Here is a 22,134-nt window from a genome sequence, read left to right as displayed (position 1 = left end):
ATTTTAAAAATATGAATATTGAACTGCGTCACCTGCGCTACTTTGTGGCGGTTGCGGAAGAACTCCATTTTGGCCGTGCGGCGGCGCGGCTGAACATTTCCCAACCTCCGTTGAGCCAACAGATCCAAATCCTCGAGCAGCAGGTGGGTGCCAGATTGCTGGCGCGAACCAACCGCAGCGTGGCGCTGACCGCCGCAGGCAGGCAGTTTCTGGCCGACAGTCGGCAGATCCTCGGGCTGGTGAATGAAGCCGCAGCAAGAGCTGAACGTCTGCATTTGGGCGAAGCGGGTGAGTTGCGTATCGGATTTACCTCCTCAGCACCGTTTATTAAGGCGGTGTCAGATACGCTGTCCTTTTTTCGCCAGGCTTACCCCGATGTGCATATGCAAACCCGTGAAATGAACACCCGCGAGCAAATTGCCCCATTAAGCGAAGGGACGCTGGATATGGGACTGCTGCGCAATACGCAACTGCCTGACACTCTGCACCGGGAGGTTATCCTGCACGAACCGCTGATGGCGATGATCCCGCGAGCGCATCCATTGGCACAAAAGCCGGTTGTTACTCTGGCGGAACTTTCCCGCGAGCCGTTTGTCTTTTTTGACCCGCACGTGGGGACCGGATTGTATGACGATATTCTTGGCCTGATGCGTCGCTACGACCTGAAGCCGACTATAACTCAGGAGGTCGGGGAGGCGATGACCATTATCGGCCTGGTGGCGGCGGGGTTGGGGGTGTCTATTCTGCCAGCCTCCTTTAAACGGGTACAGCTGTATGAAATGTGTTGGGTACCGATAGCAGAAGAGGATGCTGTATCTGAAATGTGGCTGGTGTGGCCTAAACATCGCGAGCAAAGCCATGCTGCGCAACGCTTTCGCCAGCAGCTTTTAGCGGCGGTACAGCGTGCTTAAATTAGTTTAAAAACCGGTGAAAATGTGCGGTAAATCACACGGCTAAGTAAAAAGTTGACGGAAACCATTGAAGTACTTCACCATAGCCTACAGATTATTTCGGAGCGCGAAAATAAAGGGAGTAAGTGGTGGTTGCTGATAGTCAGCCTGGGCATATCGATCAAATTAAGCAGACCAATGCGGGCGCGGTTTATCGCCTGATAGATCAGCTCGGACCGGTATCGCGTATTGATCTCTCTCGCCTGGCGCAATTAGCGCCTGCCAGTATTACCAAGATTGTCCGCGAAATGCTCGAAGCACATTTGGTGCAAGAACTGGAAATCAAAGAAGCCGGGAGTCGTGGGCGTCCGGCCGTTGGCCTGGTTGTCGAGACGGAAGCCTGGCACTACTTATCTATTCGTATCAGTCGTGGCGAAATTTTTCTCGCACTGCGCGATCTCAGCAGCAAACTGGTGGTTGAAGATTGCCTTGAAATGGCGCTGGTCTCCGAGATCCCGCTGCTCGATCGTGTGATTGCGCAGGTCGATCAATTCTTCATTCGTCATCAGCAAAAGCTTGAACGCTTAACGTCCATTGCCATCACCATGCCGGGCATTATCGATACCGAGAATGGCATCGTTCATCGCATGCCGTTTTACGATGACGTTAAAGAGATGCCACTGGGTGACGCGCTGGAGAGTCATACCGGGGTACCGGTATACATTCAGCACGATATCAGCGCCTGGACCATGGCTGAAGCGCTTTTTGGTGCATCGCGCGGTGCCCGCGACGTGATTCAGGTAGTGATTGACCACAACGTGGGCGCGGGGGTGATCACCGACGGCCATTTACTGCATGCGGGCAGCAGCAGTCTGGTCGAGATTGGCCATACGCAGGTGGACCCGTATGGCAAGCGTTGTTACTGCGGGAATCATGGGTGTCTGGAAACGATAGCCAGTGTAGACAGCGTTCTTGAACTCGCACAGGTGCGTCTGAAGCAGTCGATGAGCTCCTCACTGCATGGCCAACCGTTGACGGTGGATTCAATATGCCTTGCCGCCATGCAGGGCGATTTATTGGCGAAAGATATTATTAACGGCGTCGGTACGCATGTGGGACGCATCCTGGCCATCATGGTGAATTTATTCAACCCGCAAAAGATTTTGATCGGTTCTCCGCTCAGCAAGGCCGCAGATATTCTGTTTCCGACCATTGCTGACAGTATTCGCCAACAGGCGTTGCCAGCCTACAGTAAGCACATTGTTGTTGAGAGCACACAGTTTACCAATCAGGGAACGATGGCGGGGGCCGCACTCGTGAAGGACGCGATGTATAACGGTTCTTTGTTGATTCGTCTATTACAGGGTTAACATTTTTTAACTGTTGTACAAAAAATTGCGCTATCTCAAGCTGATTCAGGTTCTCTTACCTTAGACTTTCTCCACTGTATTATTTTCCTGGCTTATATTTTCAAAGCATAACGGTGGAGTTAGTGATGCTGAAGCGTTTCTTTATTACAGGTACAGACACTTCTGTTGGGAAGACAGTGGTTTCCCGCGCATTACTACAAGCGTTAGCGTCAGGGGGTAAATGTGTTGCGGGTTATAAACCCGTGGCTAAAGGCAGCAAAGAGACGCCGGAAGGCTTGCGGAACAAAGATGCGCTGGTGCTGCAAAGCGTTTCTTCCCTGGAATTGCCTTACGAGGCGGTCAATCCTATTGCGCTGAGCGAAGACGAAAGTAGTGTGGCGCATAGCGGCCCGATCAACTACACCCTGTTGTCCAATGGACTCGCCAGCCTGAGCGAAAAGGTTGATCACGTGGTGGTCGAAGGGACCGGCGGGTGGCGCAGTCTGATGAACGATTTGCGTCCGTTGTCGGAGTGGGTGGTTCAGGAACAGCTACCCGTGCTGATGGTAGTGGGGATTCAGGAAGGCTGCATTAATCATGCCATCCTTACGGCGCAGGCGATTGCCAGTGACGGACTGCCGCTGATTGGTTGGGTAGCGAACCGCATTAACCCCGGATTGGCGCATTACGCTGAAATCATCGACGTGCTCGGCAAGAAATTACCTGCCCCGTTGATCGGCGAGTTACCGTACCTGCCGCGCGCAGAGCAGCGAGAGCTGTCTCAGTATATCCGACTGTCAATGCTCGGCAGCGTGCTGTCGGTAGATAGAGTCATGGCGTAACGTTCGCGACAGCACGGAAGCCACGACGCAAGCAATCAATAAGCCGGGGAGTAGACGATACTCCCCGGTCATTTCACAGACCATCAGCGTAGACATAATCGGTGCGTGCGTTGTCGCCGCCAACAACGTCGCCATCCCGGTTAATCCCAGCAGCACCGCAATCTCATCTGTATCGGGAAGCCAGAATCCCCACAGGCGACCCAACAGCATACCAACCGACAGGCCGACAAACAGGGTCGGTGTGAACACACCGCCCGGCGCGCCAGAACCACTGCTGGCCAGTACAGCCAGTAATTTGCAGATAAAAATCCCGGAGATAACCGAAAGCAGCGGCGGGGAGAGTAAAAACGACTGCACCACGCTGTAGCCATTTCCCCAAACGGTTGGTGTGAATAACGACAGCACGCCAACGATCAATCCCCCCAGCGCCAACTGCCACGGTGGTGAAAGTTTCAGGCGTAAAAAACCGGTGTGGCTGGTGGTCATCAGCCACATAAAGAGAGGGCCGCAGATCCCTGCCGCCACGCCGGTACTGACAATCATCAGATAGTCCAGCGCGTGCAGCTCTCGCGACAAATGCACGGTATAAAGCAGCGCGTTGCTGTCACTGAGTAAATGAGTGGTGAGCAAGGCGACAACGGCGGAGACGACAACCGGTCCCAGCGATGCCAGAATTAACGTGCCAAACAGGACTTCAGCAATAAACAGGCTGCCGGCCAGTGGCGCATGGTACGCACCGGCCATGCCGGCGGCAGCACCGCAGGCAATCCATAACTTCCATTCCGTGCGTGGGGTAAAGCGTTGTGCAAAACAGGATGCTGCCAGCGCCGCCAGTAAGATCATGGCGCCTTCACGTCCGATGGCACTCCCGCTGGCGACCACCAGCAATGACGCCAACGACTTCACCAGGCTGGCGCTAACGTCAAACTGGCCGTCAGTTTGCAGTGCTTCCATATAATCCGTAGGCGCCTGCGGGCGCTGCCGGTTAAATTTCTGCCAGCCCCACAGCAGTAAGCCTGCGGTAAGGCCGCCCAGAGCCGGGGTCAGCATGCGTCGCAGTGGTGACAGACTGGACGCCGCATTAACCAGACTGCCGGTATCATTACTCAGGAAAAGCCACTCCAGGAGCAGCATGGCGTGGCGGAACCCGGCCACCGCCAGTGCTGCCAGGATACCAATCAGCGCAGCGAACACCAGACGGCGAAGCATTGCGCGCAGGTCGGGATAGGCGTGCAAATGATGCATTAACGAAATAATGGCTTCACAGCGACGGGGATCAGCAACTGCGACTGCCAATGCGCCAGCGTGAGTCGGGCCAGTTCCCCCAGGGCCTGATAAAACGGATGTTCGGCTTTCTCGATAAAGACTTCGAGGAAACGGCCCGACCAGGGTAACAGATGCCAGGCCAGCAGTTGTTCGCACGCGTTGTGATGGCCATTTTCAGCAAGCCAGGCGGTTAATAGCAGCAGAGAGCCGAAGTGATCTTCGGGTTCGTTTTGCTGCATGTCGAACTGGATACCGTTGTCGCGCATCCACTGACGCAATGCCAGCGTGGATTCACCAAACAAGACGTTTTCACGATCCAGCCAGACGGAACCCCATGGCGGAGAAGGCAGTGCGTACGGACCAACGAACAAACGCTGCCAGGCCTGTGAGAGTGATTCATCGGCTTCAATCTGAAACTGGCTAACCAGTTCGCACAGCGTATCGTCAGACAGTGGCCATTGCGTCTGCCAGCCATTGGCTCTTAGCGCACTAATGAGCGGGGCCGCTTCTGCGCTGTCTGGCGCATAGTAAAATAGTGCACCCAGCACGCGCGCGGCGGTGGAGAAGTTGTCACGTTGAGAAAAAGAGGTCATGCAAACAATCCTGAAAAGTGCGGGATTCCCCGCACTCGTGAGTTAACCTGCAACAGCCATACCGACTGTCATATGCAGACCGTAAAACAATCCGCGGCCAATGATTTCACCGGCAAGCACGAGAATTAAGCCGAGCGCCAGACCTGTAACATGAGATTCTTTGCGGCGGATCAGGGGGCAAATCCAGCAACCCAGACCGGCGGCGAGCAACAGGATGCGCCAAACCTGCAAACGGCCATACTCGGGTACCAGCGCCGTTGCGTGTTGCACCGAACTGTGAATTTCACCGAGCGACACGCCCTGTAGAGCAATAACCCCAATGCAAACCAACAGGGCCAGAACGCTAATGCTGGCGTATGTCGCGGCGTTAAATGAGACGCGAACGGTACGCAGTAGCAGGGCAGCAAACAGCGGGCCACTCAGCAACACCGTCATGAAAAAGGCCACGGTGGTGTAACCATTATACCAGGTCGGCACGGTCTCTATCTGGTAAACCTGGGTCATCGCCCAGACAAATACAACGCCGAGGAGCATGCTCACCAGCAGCCAGATTTTACCCAGCGCTGCGGGCATTTTACCGAGAAAAGCCACCAGCCACCAGACGCCACCGATGGCGAAAAATAACGATCCGCTGGCTATTTCGTTACTCAGCGCCGAGGCACCGACCCGGTTTAGTGAATTAAGTGCCCGCAGTGGAGAGCCCAGGTGCATTACCGAGGCGAGAAACCCGATGCCCATCACCACCCACAGAAAGAACATGCTGCGAACGAGGCGCTGTCTTGTCGCATCATCTTTGGCGGAGAGCCAACATAGCCCGCTCACAATCAGCGCGCCAACGACGCATTGTCCTAGTACCGTAAACAGTACCAGCGGCCATTCATGCCATCCATTGCCCATGTTACACCTCCCTCGGGTTTGCCAGATAACCGGTGGTATCCCCGGTTGGACGGCTGTTGGCGTTGGGTTTAATCACAATGTTCGGTTTGGTAAAGTGTGCACCCGGTAGTGGAGCCACCGCCGCCAACGTCCCGTGCTTTTTGCGCAGTTCATCAATGGGGCCAAAGTCCAGCGCGCGTAACGGGCAGGACTCAACGCAGATGGGTTTTTTACCGTCGGCAACGCGGTCATGGCAGCCGTCACATTTGGTCATATGTCCTTTGGTCGCGTTGTACTGCGGTGCGCCGTAAGGGCAGGCCATATGACAATAGCGGCAGCCAATACACACGTCCTCATCAACAACGACAAAGCCATCTTCACGTTTATGCATGGCTCCGCTCGGACACACCTTAGTGCAGGCCGGATCTTCGCAGTGGTTACATGAGATCGACAAATAATAGGCGAAGACGTTTTGCTGCCAGACGCCGTTATCTTCCTGCCAGTCACCCCCTGCGTATTCGTAAATACGCCGGAAGCTAACATCCGGGGTTAAATCTTTATAGTCTTTACAGGCCAGTTCGCAGGTTTTGCAACCGGTGCAACGGGCGGAGTCGATAAAAAATCCGTACTGCGCATTCATGAGCTATTCCTTAAACCTTCTCAATCTCAACCAGGTTAGTGTGCTGCGGGTTACCTTTGGCTAACGGTGACGGGCGCTGGGTGGTCAGCGTGTTAACACAGGCACCATGGTCAATTTTGTCGCCAGACATATCGGCATCGTGCCAGGCACCCTGGCCCATTGCGCTAACGCCGGGGAGAATACGCGGGGTCACTTTTGCGGGAATACGCACTTCGCCACGATCGTTATAAACACGCACCATATCGCCATTGGAAATACCACGCTTTTGCGCATCCAGTGGGTTAATCCAGACTTCCTGGCGACAGGACGCTTTGAGAACGTCGATGTTGCCGTAGCTTGAGTGGGTTCGAGATTTATAGTGGAAACCAAATAGCTGTAGTGGGAAATGACTGCGTTTGGGATCGTCCCAGCCTTCAAAGGTCGATGCGTAAACAGGCAGCGGACTAATCACGTCATCTTTCTCTAGTTCCCAGGTACGGGCAATTTTTGCCAGTCGACTCGAGTAGATCTCAATCTTGCCTGACGGTGTCTTCAGTGGATTGGCATCAGGGTCTTCGCGGAACTTCTTGTAGGCGACATAGTGCCCGTTAGGATCTTTACGCTTATAGATCCCCATTTTTTTTAGCTCATCATACGAAGGCAGTGCAGGGTCTTTAGCCAGCATTTTGGCATACAGGTACTGCAGCCATTGTTCTTGCGTGCGTCCTTCGGTAAACCGTTGGTGGATGTCGTCTCCAAGACGTTTCGCGATTTCGCTCATTATCCAGTAGATGGGTTTACGCTCGAATTTTGCGGAAGTCGCGGGTTGAATAAAAATCAGGTATCCCATATTCCCGGCGTAATCGTTCGGAATAATGTCTTCTTGTTCAACGGTCATCAGGTCGGGCAGCAGAATATCGGCATATTTGGCGGAGGAGGTCATGAAATTCTCAATGACCACAATCATTTCGCATTTCGAATCATCCTGCAGGATCTCATGCGTTTTATTGATATCCGAATGCTGATTGATAATGGTATTGCCCGCATAGTTCCAGATAAATTTAATCGGTACATCCAGCTTCTCTTTTCCGCGCACGCCGTCGCGGGTGGCAGTCATCTCGGTTCCACGTGCGATAGCGTCGGTCCAGCTAAAACAGGATATTTGCGTCTTGATGGGATTGTCGGGCAGCGGCATGCGCTCAATCGTAATGGTATAGGTGGATTCGCGTGCGCCACTGTTACCGCCGTTGATGCCCACATTACCGGTCAGGATGGGTAACATGGCAATGGCGCGGGAAGTCAGCTCACCGTTTGCCTGGCGCTGTGGCCCCCATCCTTGACAGATGTACGCTGGTTTGGCGCTCCCAATCTCTCTGGCCAATTTAATAATGCGCGCGGCTGGGATCCCGGTGATGTGCGATGCCCATTCTGGTGTTTTTGCAATGCCATCGTCGCCGTCACCCATTATATAAGCTTTATAATGTCCGTTTGCGGGAGCGTCGACCGGAAGGGTTTTCTCATCATAACCAATACAGTACTTGTCGAGGAACGGTTGATCGACAAGCTCCTCAGTAATCAGTACCCAGGCAATTCCTGCCACCAGTGCGGCGTCAGTGCCCGGACGAATCGGGATCCACTCATCTTCACGACCCGCTGCGGTATCGGTATAACGAGGGTCGATAACAATCATTCTGGCATTTGAGCGTTCCCGGGCTTGCTCCAGGAAGTAAGTAATACCGCCACCGCTCATACGCGTTTCGGCAGGATTATTGCCGAACATAACGACCAGTTTCGTGTTTTCGATGTCTGAAGTGCTATTGCCGTCGTTTGAGCCGTAGGTGTAGGGCATTGCGGCTGCAATTTGGGCCGTACTGTACGTCCCATAGTGGCTGAGGAAGCCGCCATAGCAGTTCATCAGGCGCGCCACTAGCGAGGCATAAGGGGAAGAACGGGTAATGTTGCCACCGACAATGCCGGAGGTGTAGTTAATGTATACCGCTTCATTGCCGTATTTCTGTATGGTATTTTTTAGACCGGCGCTGATGGTGTCCAGGGCTTCCTGCCAGCTAATACGTTCAAATTTACCTTCACCACGTTTACCAACACGCTTCATAGGATAATTAAGCCTGTCAGGGTGATTAATACGTCGGCGGATAGAACGACCGCGCAGGCAGGCGCGGACCTGGTGATTACCATAGATGTCATCGCCGGTATTGTCGGTGTCTACCCAACAAACTTCGTCATCTTTGACATGTAACTGCAAAGCACAGCGACTGCCGCAGTTAACTGAGCATGCGCCCCAGACGATTTTTTCTTCAACCGGCGAGATTGATTGCTGTACCGCAGCGGCGGCGGTACGCATCCCGAAAGGCAGTGATACGCCACCTGCGGCAAGCGCGAGTGTACCGATAGCCGAGGACTTCACTAACGTCCTGCGGCTAATACCTCCATATTGGTCAACTTCAGACATAACCCACTCCATTATAGTTATCGCTATATATTACGTGTCACAACGAAATTAATAGCATGCTAATGATGGGCTGAGTTTACCTATTCTGGGGTAGGGCTTATTAATGCATATCAAATTAAGCGTAACCCTCCGCGAACGGAGGGCAGGTTTATTGCGGTTCGGCGGGGTGACCGTCCTGAGATGGCGTACTATTGGCGGGGGCGTTGCCGCTGCTGGTACGCGCGTAAAGGATTTTATGCGTGTCGTTGGCACAATGTCCCACGACCAGAGAATCCGGTCGATCGGCCTGGTCGTTTGGCACGATACTTAAGGTGAAGCTGTCTTGTGCAACGCCATTATTAATAATACGCTGCTCAATATCGCTCCTGACTCTCTCGCACGATTCAGGCGCCGCCAGAACCTGTGGGGAGGCGAGGATAAGCAAACTTGCGACAATTCCTGTAGAGAATTTCATCACCAACTCCTTTCATGACAGACATTTATTAAGATTAGCATTTCTGGTGTAAATAACTGTATTTGCTAATATGATTGAGAATAATCTCTTTATGCCGGTGAAAAATGTGAAGAAACAGACCTTGTTAGGTTTCCTGTGCGTCGTGTTGATCGGCTGTGATAACGGCAAGGAGTTGGTTTCCTTCACGCCGGAAATGGCCAGTTTTTCCAATGAATTCGAGTTTGATCCGCTGCGTGGTCCGGTAAAAGATTTCAGCCAGACACTGCTGAATGAGAACGGTGAAGTGGCCAAGCGTGTGCGTGGCACTCTCTCGCAAGAAGGCTGCTTTGATACGCTGGAATTACACGATACTGAGAGCAACAGCGGAATGGCGTTAGTGCTGGATGCTAACTATTACCTGGACGCCGAGACGCTGGAAAAAAAGATCCGTTTACAGGGGAAATGCCAGTTGGCGGAATTACCTGCTGCCGGGGTGGTGTGGGACACAGATGATAACGGCTTCGTTGTTTCAGGAACAGGGAAAGAAATGCAGGTGCAGTACCGGTACGACGCGGAGGGCTATCCGCTGGGAAAAACCACCATCAGTAAAGACAACACGTTACGTGTTAATGCGAAACCGTCAGCCGATCCGCTGAAAAAACTGGATTATACGGCAGAGAGTCTATTGAACGATCGTTCGTTGGGAAACGTCACGCAAACGTGTGAATACGATGATCATGCGAATCCGCTCAACTGCCAGCTTGTCATCGTTGATGATAGCGTGAAGCCGGCAGTTGAACACCATTACACGATTAAAAACACCATTGATTACTACTAACCGCGTTACTGTGCAGTAGCCTGCAACAGGTTGGAACCGGGTGTTTTATGTTCCGCCAGATACTGATGCTGGAAGATACACATGCGGATGGTGTTACGGTACTGTCCGTTAATAAAGAACTCGTGAATCAACTCGCCTTCCACCATAAAACCAAGTTTGCGGTAGATGTGAATGGCTTTTTCATTCTCTTTATCAACGATCAGATACAGCTTATATAAATTGAGTACGGTGAAACCGTAATCCATCGCCAGTTTTGCCGCGCGTGTGGCGAGACCTTTGCCCTGGAAATCTGGCGAAATAATGATCTGGAATTCGGCACGGCGGTGTACATGGTTAATTTCCACCAGTTCCACCAGACCGGCTTTCTCACCGTTGCACTCCACCACAAAGCGGCGTTCGCTTTGGTCATGAATATGCTTGTCATACAGGTCCGACAGCTCAACGAACGCTTCGTACGGTTCTTCGAACCAGTAACGCATCACGCTGGCATTGTTATCAAGCTGATGGACAAATCGTAAATCTTCACGCTCCAGCGGGCGCAACTTAACACTGAGGGCGCTTGTCATAACGTATCCTTTCCATTTCCTTTATTGGGCATAAAAATTATGGCGCGACGGTACGGCCGGTGCGGCGGTCAAGGCAGCGCAGGGTGTTCGGTTCCCAGTAGGCATTAATGTTGGCGCTTTGCTCGCATTTATCGCGGCTGTCAAAGGCCACGTCGGCTTTATCCCACTCTTTCTCGGTGCGCGTATTCACTTTCTGGCGTAACTGGCGCGTGTCGTTCCACTGTTCCTTTTCCATCGCCGCCTGTTGACGACTTTGGGCGCTGTCGCCGGACTCAATGACCAGTTTGCTGGTTTCAGCAAAGGCGGAGGAGGTGTATACAACCGCCGCCAGCGTCAACATGGCCGTCAGGCACAGGCGTTTGCTCAGTGTGTTGTTCATGGTGAATTCCTTTAATGAGAAAGGCAAAAAACGATAAAACAGGGTTAAATTCTACACCATTCCTGTTCCGGGTCATACCCGCCTGGCGGATATGGATAAACTGCCCGCATTCTGTCGTATCATGTTTAAACCAAACGTCACTGAATACTGTCCATGCTTAAAACGACATTACTTTTTTTTATCACCGCGCTGTGCGAAATTATCGGCTGCTTTTTACCCTGGCTCTGGTTAAAGCGAGGCGCAACGGCCTGGTTGCTTCTTCCGGCAGGGGTGTCACTGGCCTTGTTTGTCTGGTTGTTGACGCTGCACCCGACCGCGAGCGGGCGCGTATACGCGGCGTATGGCGGCGTGTATGTGGTAACCGCACTGATGTGGCTGCGCATTGTTGATGGTGTAAAACTGAGCCTGTACGACTGGTCTGGCGCGTTGATCGCGCTGTGCGGGATGTTGATCATCGTGGCTGGATGGGGGCGCGCATAGCGCCTTTTTTTGTGATCAGCTAGCGATTTTACGATCATTATACTTGTATGGTAGTAGCTCAGTTGAGTAAATTTCCTGCATCAGACATAGCGATGTAAGGAATAGAGAATGAAGATTGTAGGGGCTGAAGTTTTTGTCACCTGTCCAGGGCGTAATTTCGTCACGCTAAAAATTACCACTGAGGACGGGATCACGGGGTTAGGTGATGCCACGCTGAACGGACGTGAGTTATCCGTTGCGTCCTATCTGAAGGACCATGTGTGTCCGCAACTTATTGGCCGCGACGCGCACCGCATTGAAGACATCTGGCAGTTCTTCTACAAAGGCGCGTACTGGCGTCGTGGTCCGGTCACGATGTCGGCGATATCTGCCGTTGATATGGCGCTGTGGGATATCAAAGCGAAAGCCGCGAATATGCCGCTTTATCAGCTGCTGGGTGGCGCGTCCCGCGAAGGCGTGATGGTTTACTGCCACACCACCGGCCGTACCATTGACGATGTGCTGGAAGATTACGCGCGCCATCAGGAGATGGGCTTTAAAGCGATTCGCGTCCAGTGCGGCGTGCCGGGTATGAAAACCACCTACGGTATGTCAAAAGGCAAAGGCCTGGCCTATGAGCCAGCGACCAAAGGGCAGTGGCCGGAAGAGCAGTTGTGGTCGACGGAAAAGTACCTTGATTTTACCCCTCAGTTATTTGACGCCGTGCGTAACAAATTCGGCTTCAATGAACACCTGCTGCACGACATGCACCATCGCCTGACGCCGATTGAAGCCGCGCGGTTTGGCAAAAGCATTGAGCAGTATCGTTTGTTCTGGATGGAAGATCCGACGCCAGCTGAAAACCAGGAATGTTTCCGACTGATTCGCCAGCACACGGTGACGCCGATTGCGGTAGGGGAAGTCTTCAACAGTATCTGGGATTGCAAACAGCTGATCGAAGAACAGCTGATCGACTACATTCGCACCACCATTACCCATGCGGGCGGCATCACCGGCATGCGTCGCATTGCGGATTTTGCGTCGCTGTACCAGGTGCGCACTGGCTCTCACGGACCTTCTGATTTGTCACCTGTCTGCATGGCTGCTGCGCTGCACTTTGACCTGTGGGTGCCAAATTTCGGCGTACAAGAATATATGGGGTATTCCGAGCAGATGCTGGAGGTCTTCCCGCATAACTGGACGTTCGATAACGGCTATATGCACCCTGGCGACAAACCGGGTCTGGGTATTGAATTCGACGAAAAACTCGCGGCGAAATATCCGTACGATCCGGCCTATCTGCCCGTTGCGCGCCTGGAAGATGGCACTTTGTGGAACTGGTAAGGAGTGGTTTGCTATGAAAAGTATTGTGATTGAAAAAGCGAATACGCTGGTGATTGAAGAAAGAGCAATTCCTACTCCAGCGTCGGGCGAAGTCAGGGTCAAGATTAAGCTGGCAGGCATTTGTGGCTCCGATAGTCATATCTATCGTGGGCATAATCCCTTCGCAAAATATCCACGCGTCATCGGCCACGAGTTTTTTGGCATTATTGATGCGGTAGGCGAGGGTGTTGATCGTTCGCGTTTAGGCGAGCGAGTATCTGTTGATCCCGTGATCAGCTGTGGACACTGTTACCCCTGCTCAATAGGTAAACCGAACGTCTGCACGTCGTTGGTGGTGCTGGGCGTCCATCGTGATGGCGGTTTCAGTGAATTTGCTGTTGTACCGGCAAAAAATGCCTGGCCGATCCCGGACTCAGTGAAAGATGAACATGCCGTTATGGTTGAACCTTTTACTATTGCGGCAAACGTGACCGGACAAGTTAAACCCACAGAAAAAGACATTGCGCTGATTTACGGTGCGGGGCCGATGGGGCTGACGACCGTTCAGGCACTTAAACGTGTTTATAACGTAAAAACGGTGGTGATTGCCGACAGGATTGAAGAACGTCTGGCAATGGCTAAACAGTGTGGTGCTGACTGGACCATAAATAATGGTCAGCAATCGCTACAGGATTTTCTGGCTGAAAAAGGGTTAAAACCCACAATCATCGTGGATGCAGCTTGTCATCCATCTATTTTACAGGAGGCTATTACGCTGGCGTCGCCGGCGGCACGGATTGTGTTGATGGGATTCTCCAGCGAACCTTGCCAGATTGTACAGCAGGGCATTACCGGGAAAGAACTTTCCATTTATTCATCACGGTTAAACGCGAATAAATTCCCGGTGGTTATTGATTGGCTGGTTAAAGGGCTTATCGATCCGAATAAATTGATTACCCACACTTTTGACTATCACCACGTTACAGACGCAATCGAATTGTTTGAGAAAGACCAGCAGCACTGCTGCAAAGTTTTACTCACATTCGCTGAATAATATTAATTACTGCGAGTAAGTGGTACGCATCTTACCTCTTAGAGATAGCCAATATGAATCAAGAAAAACACGAAAGATCAACGAAAGATCTGGTGAGAGCCGCCGTTTCAGGATGGTTAGGCACGGCTCTCGAATTTATGGATTTTCAGTTATATTCTTTGGGTGCCGCACTGGTATTCCATGAGATATTTTTTCCGGAACAATCAGCCGCCATGGCGCTCATTTTAGCGATGGGCACGTACGGAGCTGGTTATATTGCTCGTATCGTTGGGGCATTTATATTTGGAAAAATGGGTGACAGCATCGGGCGTAAAAAGGTGCTGTTCATTACCATTACCATGATGGGGATTTGTACCACGCTAATTGGCGTGCTGCCGACCTATGCGCAGATTGGTATCTTTGCGCCAGTGTTGCTGGTGACGCTGCGTATTGTGCAGGGATTGGGTGCCGGTGCTGAAATTTCTGGCGCGGGAACCATGCTTGCAGAGTATGCGCCAAAAGGAAAACGCGGCATTATTTCCTCCCTTGTTGCGATGGGAACAAACTGTGGGACGCTCAGCGCCACGGCCATCTGGGCGGTGATGTTCTTCGCGCTTGATCGCGAAGAGTTGTTAGCCTGGGGCTGGCGTATTCCGTTCCTGGCTAGTGTGGTGGTGATGATTTTCGCCATCTGGTTACGTATGAATCTCAAAGAAAGCCCGGTATTTGAGAAAGTAAATGATGGGGAAAATGCACCTGCATTGAATGACCCTTCAGAGAGTTCGCTGGGTGCGATGTTCAGCAGTAAATCTTTCTGGTTGGCAACCGGATTACGCTTTGGTCAGGCGGGTAACTCAGGTTTAATTCAGACCTTTCTTGCCGGTTATCTGGTACAGACGTTGTTATTTAATAAATCAATACCCACCGATGCGTTGATGATAAGTTCGGTTATTGGATTTATTACTATACCGCTTCTGGGGTGGTTGTCTGATAAATATGGTCGTCGTTTGCCTTATATCATCCTGAATATATCAGCCATCATTCTGGCTTATCCAATGCTGTCTATTGTGGTTGATAATTCGTATAGTCCTGGCGTCATCATGACCGCGCTGATTGTTATCCATAACTTTGCCGTATTGGGGTTATTTGCCCTCGAAAATATCACCATGGCTGAAATGTTCGGTGCTCGTAATCGATTTACGCGCATGGCCATTTCAAAAGAGGCTGGCGGATTAGTGGCCGTTGGTTTTGGTCCCGTGTTAGCCGGTATTTTCTGTAACATGACCCAGTCCTGGTGGCCTATTTTAGTGATGGTCATTATCTACTCACTGATCGGTTTAGTTTCAGCACTCCTGATGCCTGAAGTTAAAGATCGTGACCTGAGTGTTCTGGAAGATGCGGCTGAGGTGAGTAAAACCGAGAAGATCCGTGCCGGTGCGACTCAGGTCAGTTGATGCGCTAATCAGCATGGTCGGGAATTCGGCCATGCTGTCACATAACTTCAAATGATGTCATACCAATAGTAAAAAGTTTAATGCAAATCAAAACATACAACCATACAGGCGTTACTCTGAGACAGTCCTGATTTCATTGATAAGTAGGTCATACCATGCAAAACAAACTCTTGGCAGCTAAGGCTGCACTTCCTGACTACGATCGTAGCAAACTGGTCCCACGTATTGTTCATCTGGGGTTTGGTGCGTTTCACCGTGCGCATCAGGGCGTTTACGCAGATATCCTGGCGGTCGAGCACAACAGTGACTGGGGATATTGCGAAGTTAACCTGATCGGCGGCGAGCAGCAGATTACCGACCTGAAACAGCAGGATAATCTGTATACCGTCGCGGAAATGTCGGCCGATGCCTGGACGGCGAGAGTGGTTGGCGTTGTCAAAAACGCGCTGCATGCGCAGGTTGATGGTCTTGAGGCTGTTCTTGCCGCCCTGTGCGAACCGCAGGTGGCTATCGTTTCTCTCACTATTACCGAGAAAGGATACTGCCACTCCCCGGCAACTGGACAACTGATGCTGGAAAACCCGCTGATCGCCGCCGATCTGCAAAATCCGCATCAGCCCAAATCTGCGCCGGGCGTCATTGTTGAAGCGCTTGCTCGCCGCAAAGCTGCCGGTCTGGCCGCATTTACCGTGATGTCCTGCGATAACATGCCTGAAAACGGTCATGTCATGCGTAACGTGGTTACTGCGTACGCGCGTGCGGTGGATGCCGGGCTGGCAGACTGGATCGAACAGCATGTGACGTTCCCGTCGACCATGGTTGACCGTATTGTTCCTGCTGTAACGCCTGATACACTGGATAAAATTGAACAGCTTACCGGCGTGCGCGATCCGGCGGGCGTGGCGTGTGAACCGTTCCGTCAGTGGGTGATTGAAGACAACTTTGTTGCCGGTCGTCCACAATGGGAAAAAGCAGGAGCTGAGCTGGTAGCCGATGTTATCCCGTTCGAAGAGATGAAGCTGCGTATGCTTAACGGCAGCCACTCTTTCCTCGCCTATCTCGGCTATCTGGCGGGATACCAACACATTAACGACTGTATGGGGGACGACAATTATCGTGTTGCCGCCCGTGCGCTGATGTTGCAGGAGCAGGCCCCGACGCTGAAAGTGAAAGGCGTTGATTTACAGCAGTATGCCGATCGTTTGATTGAACGTTACAGCAACCCGGCACTGCGTCACCGTACCTGGCAAATTGCGATGGACGGCAGCCAAAAACTCCCGCAGCGTATGCTCGATTCCGTACGTTGGCACATTGTGCAAGGCAGTCGTTTTGACCTGTTGGCGCTGGGTGTAGCGGGCTGGATGCGCTACGTGGGCGGAGTGGATGAGCAGGGTAACGCGATCGAGATTAGCGATCCGCTGCTGCCGGTTATCCAGACTGCAGTGCAGGGCAGTAAAGAAGGCGAAGAACGTGTTCAGGCGCTGCTGGCAATCGACGCCATCTTTGGCCACGAACTGCCGCAGGTTGAGTTGTTCAGAATCAACGTTACCGAAGCGTATCTTACGTTGCTGGCAGAAGGGGCGAAGACGACGGTGGCGAAGTATGCCGCGAAATTGAAGTAATGGAGTAAAACAGATTCGCCTGGAAAGGGGATATATCCACCGCCAGGCTAATTCCCATGTGGGCCGGCGAATATTGATTATTCGTAGCTCGCAATGACTTCTACTGATGCGTTAGCCGGGCCTGGTGTTATGTCACCACTTGTACGGATATAGCGAGCTGCCATAAGGATCGTGTTGTCGCCGCCGGTAAACGCATTGCCATCAATCGGCGTGGGTGTGGTGCGGAAATTGGCGTTCAGGTCACTGACATAAATGGCGTTGCCGCTGCCAAATCTCACGGGCTTGACAGGGGCGCCTTCACTTTGCGACGAATAATCCCCCCAGGCTAACTGGATGCCATATCCCGTTGCACCGGTTCCGTCCAGTGCGATGATGGCCTTTCCTGCGTCAACGATGGCGGTATAAGGCTCGATAGTTACCCTGACCCGGCCATTTTGATTACTGTTATTCGATGTAACGGATGCTGAGGGACCAGGACCAAAAGGCGATTCCCCTTCGTTATTCATTGCTGATGTACCGCCGTAACCGTGCGCATCCGGACAAATGAGCCTGAAGCTGGCATCTTTCCACGATGAGTTTTTGCCATTAACGCCGGGATGCTCGCCCATTTGTATGGTTATGCTCCCTCCCTGAATCTCACAGGTGCCGGGTTTAAAGATTAACGTCGCGTGTAGCTTGCGGGAGCTGGCGAGGTAGTTCCTGCCATCTGAATAAATCCTGTCGGTATGTCCATCAGAACTGACAAAGGTGCTGGGCGTATTATTCAATAACTGGCCAACGGTAGGACCGTTCACTGATAACGTGCCAGATGTCATTGGAATAGTACCAGGAATCTTCCAGAGTTTAACGTTTGTTATTATGGCGTCACCGACATGCGCACCCAGCCATCCATTTATTAGCGTATTTGGAAAGACAGGAAACGAGGCGTTGGCTTCAAGGCTATAAATTGAAATGCCAATGCCGGGAACATCAGTAGGATAAATTTTGTCATTCGCAATAGTCTTAACCGGTAAAATTCCCTGGTCTACTATCGTTTCATATAAAAATACCGACGAGTCGCATGCTGTCAGGCTTTTCCCCAGGGTGACATTATTTTGCGTATAGAGGACTGTATAATCAGGTATCTTTGAACCCACGGTAATGGTTACACCTGACGGTTTTAATTCAATAGAAGTGTTAACACTCGGCCAGGGATCGTCGGGCTGTGTACAGGTTATTGTCTGAGCATATGTCGTGGACATGAAAAAGTATAACGTCAGGCTAATGACATCAGGCTTGAGTTGCCATCTCAACACGTGTAAAGAAAGGTTCATTGATAGTTGGCAATTACCTGGACCACCGCATTCGCCGGCCCCGGAGCGGTGTCACCCGTGGTACGAATGTAACGGGCTGCCATTTTTATGGTGTTATCTGTGCCGGTAAACGCGTTGCTACCAATTGGTGTATCACCCGCCCCGAATCCCGAGTTAAGGCTATTGGCATCAACATAGCTGTTTAATATCACAGGGTTTGCAGGTTCAACTGCGTTTTGGCTGCTGTAGTCACCCCAGGCAAGTTGAATACCATAACCTTGTGCACCTGTGCCATCCAGCGCAATAATACCCCTGTTGGCGTCAATGACTTCAGTATAGGGGACAATGCTGATTGTGACGCGACCATTTTTGTTACTATTGGCGGAAACTCCTGAATTAGGCCCAATCCCGTATGGGTATTTATAACCTGTATCATTATGGGCAGTACCACCATATCCATACCCATCTGGGCATACTAATTTGAAGCGTGCATCTTTCCATGGGGCTGAATTTTTATCATCAGCGTTGTAATTCCCCATATCTACACGGATATTATCACCTTCAATATTACAAGTGCCACTCTGAAACATAAGTGTAGCCTGAATAATTCGAGAACCATCAATATAGGCTGCATTACCCCCTATCACTCGCCCTAAATCATTTGATGTTATGTTATCACCAGAATGAGGCATGAATAACATTGCAACCTCTGGTCCAATAACTGAAATGACACCGTTTGTAACTGGTATGTTTTCACCAGGGATTTTCCAGAACTTTATTGTTACCCAAGAACCTATGCCATGATTTTCTCCATTTGCATAATACAGCACTGAAGGATAGGTTGGCATGGAACCTAAATTATTAACTGTCTGAAGTATTGACACTCCTATTCCCGGAGTATTCGTTTTATAGATTATATCATTACCTTGCTTACCTGCAATGCTGGGAGAGTTGATAATGGAAAAATTCATTGACATATCGCCCTGCCCACCGCTCTTGGGAGAGCATCCACCTGATGACACACCGATATTTATCCGTGTAATGGTATAGATGATGGCCCAGTCACCCAATCCCGAACCTGTGGTTACATGTACGTTGGAAGGGCTTAATTCAAAAGGAATATGATATTCTGACCATTGACCATAATTATTTCCTCCTGTTTCGGTGCTAGGGCTGCAGGTGATTGTTTTGGCATGAGCTGCAAATGATAATGAATAAATTAAAACTAAAAACATAATATAAAAAAATACGTTACGACTTTTAATGAAATATATCGAAATGGACATTTCGTACCTATTGGCAAATGTTGGTAAAACGCTGGATAGTATTTGTATTCTTTCCAGCGGATGCATTGGGTTTTAATTGATAAGCAACCCGGCATTGATTGGTCGCATCGTCACCCCATTTAACAGTTAATATTCCCTTCGCTTTACTGACTTTGACGTAAATGATGCTGCCCTGAGACACCTCACCAATATGGGTGCCGTCATCATCAAAAATATCGGCACCAAAGGGTAATGGCTTGCCTTTCCAGCTGGAAACGATCAGCAGCGGGGTGCCCGTATGGGTCGTAAATGTTACTTTCACTACGGAGCCGGCCCGCGGAACAACATCCTGCGCGGTGTTTTCAAACTCTACGCCCAGGTCTGAGCCTTCTGGATCAATCGCCACATGGTTTTGCTGGTAGGGCACCAAGGAAGGAGACAAGGCATAGCCCGAAGAATCGACAGCCGTACCTGCAAAACCAGATACTTTAGCGCCTTCGGCCCCTTTGGCTTCAATCAGGGCATAGTTATCGCTGTTATACGGCGAGAAGGTGACCCCGCCGGAGTGCGCGACGACCCCTCCGGTCATACCAAAGGAGGAACTGTTATAACCCTGACCGGTGCTGTAACTCCCGTTCACCGTCGCTTTGCTGTTTTCCCATGAACCACTCACGCTACCGGAGCTTCCGGCAAAGTTATCATGTGCTCCGCTGACGTTATAGCCGTACTGGCTGTCGTCACCAAACGAACCGGAAATGTTGGCCTGTTCGCCGCGCCCGCCGCCGCTATCCTGGTTATAACGCATGCTGACGTACGGTGTTTTGCCAGCATGCTCCGGCCACAACGGCATGGAAAGGGTGAGATACCAGCTCGTTTGATCCTGACCATTGCCAGATTTGTTCCTGCTGGCATTAATGCTGTAGTTCAGCCATTTATAGCTATTGGAATACCCAACCTGATACTGCGTGTTATAGCCGTTGCCGTTATTCCAGTAGTTTTGCATCGATGAACTGATGTAAATATTACCCAAACCTGCGGGCAAGCCCTGGTTCAGGCTGAGGGAAAACTGGTTCTTTGAGCGCCAGACGGTATCAGGGTCGTCTTCATGCTCAACCGCATCGCGTGTCTGCACGGCAGTTTGTAAATCCATATATCCGGAACTGGAGTAGCGATACGCCGCGATCGATATATTACTGTTCGTTGCATCAATGAGTTTACTGTAACTAAGGCGATAGCTTTGACCCGTTAAATCACCGGTTTTACCGCCAATATGGCTTCGGGATTGTGTCACATCCGCGCTGATTGCCCCGACCGGGGTACCCACAGCCACCCCCGCGAGAGCAGACTGATAATTCTGGCTGTACTGCGCCCCCGCGTAAGCTGTCAGGATGTTAGTTAACCCCCGCATATAGGTTGTTTCATAGAACAGCGGTTTTTCGGATGCGCCGTAATCGCGCAGCTTGCCTGCCGTGGCGGTGAACTGCTGGGTTCCGGGACGTAAGGATTGCGCCAGTGATGAATAGGGCAGTGAATATTGCTGGATGCTGCCATCCGCTTCTTCAATAGTGACATCCAGATCGCCGCCATAACCCGTGGGGCCGAGATCGTCAATCAGGAACGCACCGGGCGCGACGGTAGTCTGGTAAAGAATATTCCCCGACTGACGGACCGTCACTTTAGCATTTGTTTTTGCGACGCCCCGGATTTCAGGGGCGTAGCCGCGCTGGGATGCTGGCAGCATGCGATCGTCACTGGCCAGTTGTGCGCCGGTATACGACACCGAATTAAACATTTGGCCGGAGGTATAGTATTGCCCAAGGTAAAGATGGCCGCGCACAAATTCGGTGTCTCTTTGCACATAGGTGTTGGTACTCTGATAGCCGCCACCATTGTCCTGATCCCAGTTATAAGAGCCACTGTGGCGGAAATACCATTTGCCAATATTTAATCCGGCATTCAGTGAAGAGTAGAAGGAACGAGACGTCCCTGCATCGCTGTAATGCGAGTCATAGCCATTCATATAATAACCGAGCATTAATGCAGGAACGCCGCTGTCCCACAGGGCGGGGTCAATATTTCCCTGCGCGGTATGCTGCAGATAGATCTGTGGCACCGTAATATTGAGTTGCTGTTTATCCGCATCAAATGTAACCGTGGCATCCGGAATGATATGCACAAGATCGTTACAGGTGGCTAATTGAGTCAGGTCTTTGCGGGCATCGAAAGGGACCTTCTCGATACTGAGGTTTATGCCTTTAATAATGTCAGGTGTTAAACAGGGTTCAGCCCCGTGTTTGTTACTGTCTTTAAACGTCACCTCCTCATGCGAAACCAGTTTCTCATTAACCATAATGTCAATGCGGTACTTGCCGGGCATCACGTTTGAACCATAGGCGAAGCGGCTGACGTCGATTTGGTTCGGCCCCTGCTGGCGTAATAGCTGTGTGTCAAATTCTATTGCAGTATCCTCAGATGAGGCTGGTTTAGCATCTGTGACGTTACTCGTTGTTTCACTGGCACGGACAATGAAGGGGGTAAAAAACACACATGACGCAAAACCATATA

Annotated in this window: 20 protein-coding genes; 9 read left to right on the top strand and 11 right to left on the bottom strand. The window is 51.3% G+C overall.

Going from position 1 to position 22,134, the window contains the following annotated elements:
* The first annotated feature begins 11 nt into the window (after window positions 1-11).
* The 3 genes from IB214_RS12305 to bioD all read left to right on the top strand — a co-directional run bounded on the left by IB214_RS12305 (window position 12) and on the right by bioD (window position 3,081).
* A complete protein-coding gene (locus IB214_RS12305; RefSeq protein ID WP_117343086.1) occupies window positions 12-911 on the top strand; it encodes a LysR family transcriptional regulator in 900 nt (299 codons plus the stop codon).
* 128 nt (window positions 912-1,039) lie between these two features.
* On the top strand, window positions 1,040-2,260 hold the full coding sequence (mlc, locus tag IB214_RS12300; protein WP_115259946.1) for a sugar metabolism global transcriptional regulator Mlc: 1,221 nt from the start codon (window positions 1,040-1,042) through the stop codon (window positions 2,258-2,260).
* Window positions 2,261-2,385: 125 nt separating this feature from the next.
* Window positions 2,386-3,081, top strand: coding sequence for a dethiobiotin synthase (gene bioD, locus IB214_RS12295; RefSeq protein WP_096757100.1), 696 nt, complete (start codon window positions 2,386-2,388; stop codon window positions 3,079-3,081).
* On the opposite strand, the gene clcB is transcribed toward bioD, so the two are convergent.
* From clcB to IB214_RS12265, 6 genes are all read right to left on the bottom strand, one after another.
* On the bottom strand, window positions 3,037-4,326 hold the full coding sequence (clcB, locus tag IB214_RS12290; RefSeq protein ID WP_117343087.1) for a voltage-gated ClC-type chloride channel ClcB: 1,290 nt from the start codon (window positions 4,324-4,326) through the stop codon (window positions 3,037-3,039). The two genes, bioD and clcB, sit on opposite strands and share 45 nt — an antisense overlap.
* On the bottom strand, window positions 4,326-4,940 hold the full coding sequence (dmsD, locus tag IB214_RS12285) for a Tat proofreading chaperone DmsD (RefSeq protein WP_117343088.1): 615 nt from the start codon (window positions 4,938-4,940) through the stop codon (window positions 4,326-4,328). The genes clcB and dmsD overlap by 1 nt, the downstream gene beginning before the upstream one ends.
* A gap of 42 nt (window positions 4,941-4,982) precedes the next feature.
* Window positions 4,983-5,837, bottom strand: coding sequence for a dimethyl sulfoxide reductase anchor subunit family protein (locus IB214_RS12280; RefSeq protein WP_117343089.1), 855 nt, complete (start codon window positions 5,835-5,837; stop codon window positions 4,983-4,985).
* Between the two features lies 1 nt (window position 5,838).
* A complete protein-coding gene (locus IB214_RS12275; RefSeq protein ID WP_117343090.1) occupies window positions 5,839-6,456 on the bottom strand; it encodes a DMSO/selenate family reductase complex B subunit in 618 nt (205 codons plus the stop codon).
* A 10-nt stretch (window positions 6,457-6,466) separates the two neighbouring features.
* Complete coding sequence (gene ynfE / locus IB214_RS12270) at window positions 6,467-8,905, bottom strand: selenate/tellurate reductase subunit YnfE (RefSeq protein ID WP_117343091.1); 2,439 nt, start codon at window positions 8,903-8,905, stop codon at window positions 6,467-6,469.
* Between the two features lie 148 nt (window positions 8,906-9,053).
* Entirely contained in the window at window positions 9,054-9,359 is a 306-nt protein-coding gene (locus IB214_RS12265; RefSeq protein WP_117343092.1) for a DUF1161 domain-containing protein, read from the bottom strand.
* A gap of 106 nt (window positions 9,360-9,465) precedes the next feature.
* Here IB214_RS12265 and IB214_RS12260 point away from each other — a divergent pair, with 106 nt between their 5' ends.
* Complete coding sequence (locus IB214_RS12260; protein WP_115259945.1) at window positions 9,466-10,176, top strand: YnfC family lipoprotein; 711 nt, start codon at window positions 9,466-9,468, stop codon at window positions 10,174-10,176.
* Between the two features lie 5 nt (window positions 10,177-10,181).
* Here IB214_RS12260 and speG read toward each other — a convergent pair whose 3' ends face one another.
* Both speG and IB214_RS12250 read right to left on the bottom strand, forming a co-directional pair.
* Window positions 10,182-10,742, bottom strand: a complete 561-nt coding sequence (gene speG / locus IB214_RS12255) for a spermidine N1-acetyltransferase (RefSeq protein ID WP_115258532.1) — start codon at window positions 10,740-10,742, stop codon at window positions 10,182-10,184.
* 37 nt (window positions 10,743-10,779) lie between these two features.
* Window positions 10,780-11,121, bottom strand: a complete 342-nt coding sequence (locus tag IB214_RS12250; RefSeq protein ID WP_096757095.1) for a DUF1283 family protein — start codon at window positions 11,119-11,121, stop codon at window positions 10,780-10,782.
* A 153-nt stretch (window positions 11,122-11,274) separates the two neighbouring features.
* Between IB214_RS12250 and IB214_RS12245 the strand changes: the two genes are divergently transcribed.
* The 5 genes from IB214_RS12245 (at window position 11,275) to IB214_RS12225 (ending at window position 17,012) form a co-directional block, all read left to right on the top strand.
* On the top strand, window positions 11,275-11,601 hold the full coding sequence (locus IB214_RS12245) for a YnfA family protein (RefSeq protein ID WP_115258531.1): 327 nt from the start codon (window positions 11,275-11,277) through the stop codon (window positions 11,599-11,601).
* A gap of 108 nt (window positions 11,602-11,709) precedes the next feature.
* Window positions 11,710-12,924, top strand: coding sequence for a starvation-sensing protein RspA (gene rspA / locus IB214_RS12240; RefSeq protein WP_096757093.1), 1,215 nt, complete (start codon window positions 11,710-11,712; stop codon window positions 12,922-12,924).
* Between the two features lie 13 nt (window positions 12,925-12,937).
* The gene (locus tag IB214_RS12235; RefSeq protein WP_117343093.1) at window positions 12,938-13,957 is read left to right on the top strand and encodes a Zn-dependent oxidoreductase; all 1,020 of its coding nucleotides are present in this window, start codon (window positions 12,938-12,940) and stop codon (window positions 13,955-13,957) included.
* Between the two features lie 53 nt (window positions 13,958-14,010).
* Window positions 14,011-15,390 (top strand): MFS transporter, encoded by a 1,380-nt coding sequence (locus tag IB214_RS12230; RefSeq protein WP_117343094.1) that lies wholly within the window; start codon window positions 14,011-14,013, stop codon window positions 15,388-15,390.
* 155 nt (window positions 15,391-15,545) lie between these two features.
* Complete coding sequence (locus tag IB214_RS12225) at window positions 15,546-17,012, top strand: mannitol dehydrogenase family protein (protein ID WP_117343095.1); 1,467 nt, start codon at window positions 15,546-15,548, stop codon at window positions 17,010-17,012.
* Window positions 17,013-17,089: 77 nt separating this feature from the next.
* On the opposite strand, the gene IB214_RS12220 is transcribed toward IB214_RS12225, so the two are convergent.
* The 3 genes from IB214_RS12220 to IB214_RS12210 are packed head-to-tail and all read right to left on the bottom strand — an operon-like array spanning window position 17,090 to window position 22,114.
* The gene (locus IB214_RS12220; RefSeq protein ID WP_117343096.1) at window positions 17,090-18,325 is read right to left on the bottom strand and encodes a fimbrial protein; all 1,236 of its coding nucleotides are present in this window, start codon (window positions 18,323-18,325) and stop codon (window positions 17,090-17,092) included.
* Window positions 18,322-19,590, bottom strand: a complete 1,269-nt coding sequence (locus tag IB214_RS12215; protein WP_161959035.1) for a fimbrial protein — start codon at window positions 19,588-19,590, stop codon at window positions 18,322-18,324. Before IB214_RS12215 ends, IB214_RS12220 begins: the two co-directional genes overlap by 4 nt.
* 7 nt (window positions 19,591-19,597) lie before the next feature.
* Window positions 19,598-22,114, bottom strand: coding sequence for a fimbria/pilus outer membrane usher protein (locus IB214_RS12210; protein WP_135953062.1), 2,517 nt, complete (start codon window positions 22,112-22,114; stop codon window positions 19,598-19,600).
* Window positions 22,115-22,134: the final 20 nt, after the last annotated feature.

The sequence above is a fragment of the Citrobacter sp. C1 genome, assembly GCF_014596895.2.
In the GTDB taxonomy this organism is placed as follows: Bacteria; Pseudomonadota; Gammaproteobacteria; order Enterobacterales; family Enterobacteriaceae; genus Citrobacter; species Citrobacter gillenii.
Note: the sequence above shows the minus strand (reverse complement) of the source record. Positions and strands in the feature narration are given on the sequence as shown.